This window comes from Ligaoa zhengdingensis, from assembly GCF_014384885.1.
Taxonomy (GTDB): Bacteria; Bacillota; Clostridia; order Oscillospirales; family Ruminococcaceae; genus Ligaoa; species Ligaoa zhengdingensis.
The window spans coordinates 1-2,165 of the sequence record NZ_JACRST010000066.1 but is presented as its reverse complement, the minus strand read 5'-3'; the positions used below and the strand labels follow the sequence as shown (position 1 = coordinate 2,165).

Genomic DNA, 2,165 nt, shown 5'->3' with positions numbered 1-2,165 from the left:
CCCTTGGTGAGCTGGCTTTGCAGCATACCGGAATACTCGGAGCGGATGTCGTTGAAGGCGTCCTCCTGTGCCGGAATGTTGATGCGCTTGCGGAACTCATTGAGGCTTGCCTTCTGATTGATGAAGGAGAGCTGGACGAAGATCGAGCTGTCGAAGTAGTTCAGAAAGTCGCACCAGTTCTCAAAGATGGCAGTTTTGTCCTCGTTCTGCGCAAGCTGGTAGTTGATGTCCTCAAAGGCGATGGACTTCGTGTAGAGGCGGCTGTTCACCTTGCAAATACCGTCACGGCACATCTCCACATAGGGGATGGTCTGCTGGGCGGACTTGCGGACTTTCTTTGCCTTCCTGTCCTTTTTCTTCTGCACGACGATTCGCTTCTTTTCCTGAGCGGAAAGGGCGTCGCCGTAAACGACGCCGTTTTTGACGGTCATCTTAGGCTTTGCCTTTGCTGTGCTGTTGTTCAAGCTGCAATTCCTCCTGTTCTTTGATTTTCTTCTGAATCTCAGCGTAGAGATTGTTTGTGCGATATGGACGCACCTTGTCCCGGATAAACATGGACTGTACGATGTGGTACAGATACTTTTCGGCGGGCTGTCCGTCCTTCTCGTAAAGCGCGAAGAAGATGAACGGGAGCATGATCACCACCATCAGCATTGCCGCCGTAGACAAGTCGAGATGCGCCTTCGCCAGAAAGAAGATCGGGACGCCGACTGCCGCAGCGATGGAAAAACAAATAAGCTGCCGCTTGGTCAGGTTGAACATGACCTTCGTTTTGACGCGGTTAAGATCCTTCGGGACCGGAACAAATGCCATTGACTGTTTCCTCCTTTCCAAGAGTAATGCTGCATTCGACTTCGTTGCCCCAAACGTCCCAGCCTTCGGGAGACTGACGGGCAAAAAGCTCTACGCGGGGAAGGTCTCCCATGAGCCGAACAATGCGTTCCCTCGCTTCATCCGGCTTTTTGGAATGCTCTTCGATGTGGCTGAGGATGACCTGACGCACACCGGCGTCAACTCGCTTCGGGTGTCCCTTCGTGCCAAGGATGCAGATTTCCGCGTTTGCCCTTGTCCAATACCCCATGCCGGTGAAGAGGTCATCGTTCTTGCGGTTTTGCTTCACCCATACAAAAGCCACGGTCTTATAAGAAAAGCCCCATGCCGTCAACACTTCGAGTGCTTCACAGAGGCACGGAAACGTGATCCAGAGAAACAGAGCGCAGTCCTTAGCAGCCAGTTCGCCAACCGGAAGTGCCTTGATGTCTTCAATGCACATCGTCGGGTAGTGGCTTTCTGCCGACCGCCCCTGTCCTTTCTTGGAGTAAGTCCGATACGCCCAAGGGGGATCGGCGTAGATGATGCTGTACTTCTTCATGCTGCCGACCTCCTTAGTGCGCATGGAAAATGGATTTTGCGAGGCTTCCGGTCTTGAACAGCGAGAAGCACAGAATGACCGTGTACGCTGCCACAGAGAACAGAGCTGAATGAATGTTGTCTGCGATGATCATGCTGTTGATCAGCACCGCATAGATGCCGACACAGACCATGATGAGGAAGCCCTGAAATGCCAGAGCGAACAGACCCTTTAGATAGTTCGTGCCGATGCTGCCCCATTCGCGGTTGCTCATGGTTGCGATGGGAATAGGCGCAATGCTCACGGTGCAGTAAATCTCAATCATGCGCCCGTAGAGGATGACCGTAATGAGGATTGCCATGATTTTGAGGCACAGGCTGATCAGGAGCGTTTCTATCGACAGTCCGAGCAGTTCACCGACGCCCATGTTCTCCATGCCGGTACGCATCTGCGCAATCGTCGCGTCAATGTCAATGCTGGTGTTGCCGTGGATGACTCCTGCTGCACCGGAAACTACGTTCTGCCCGATGTCGAATACTGCCATCACGATGTCAAACGTGTGCGTCACGAGGTAGATCGCCACAGCCGCCTTGAAAAACCACTTGAAGAACATCCAAGTGTCCATGTCGTGAAGGTTGTTTTTCTCGGTGATCATGGAAATCAGCTCGTAGCACAAAACGAAGGTGATGATGATGCCAGCGATGGGGACTATCACGTTTTCGGATAGTCCCCGGATCATCTGGTACACGCCGCCGTTCCAGCCGGACGGTGTTTGCCCAACTTCGGCGGCAATCGTTCCTACCTTCTCGTTGAC

The 2,165-nt window shown here is 53.0% G+C and carries 3 protein-coding genes and 1 pseudogene; all 4 read right to left on the bottom strand.

Annotated features, from left to right (window positions below):
- Positions 1-431, bottom strand: a pseudogene (locus H8711_RS13520) (VirB4-like conjugal transfer ATPase, CD1110 family); the annotation flags it as partial.
- A gap of 1 nt (position 432) precedes the next feature.
- The gene (locus H8711_RS13515; protein ID WP_040647218.1) at positions 433-813 is read right to left on the bottom strand and encodes a PrgI family protein; all 381 of its coding nucleotides are present in this window, start codon (positions 811-813) and stop codon (positions 433-435) included.
- On the bottom strand, positions 782-1,396 hold the full coding sequence (locus H8711_RS13510; protein ID WP_430413581.1) for an MT-A70 family methyltransferase: 615 nt from the start codon (positions 1,394-1,396) through the stop codon (positions 782-784). The genes H8711_RS13515 and H8711_RS13510 overlap by 32 nt, the downstream gene beginning before the upstream one ends.
- On the bottom strand, positions 1,386-2,165 hold a 780-nt coding region (locus H8711_RS13505; protein WP_249283865.1), incomplete at its 5' end, for a VirB6/TrbL-like conjugal transfer protein, CD1112 family. The genes H8711_RS13505 and H8711_RS13510, both read right to left, overlap by 11 nt.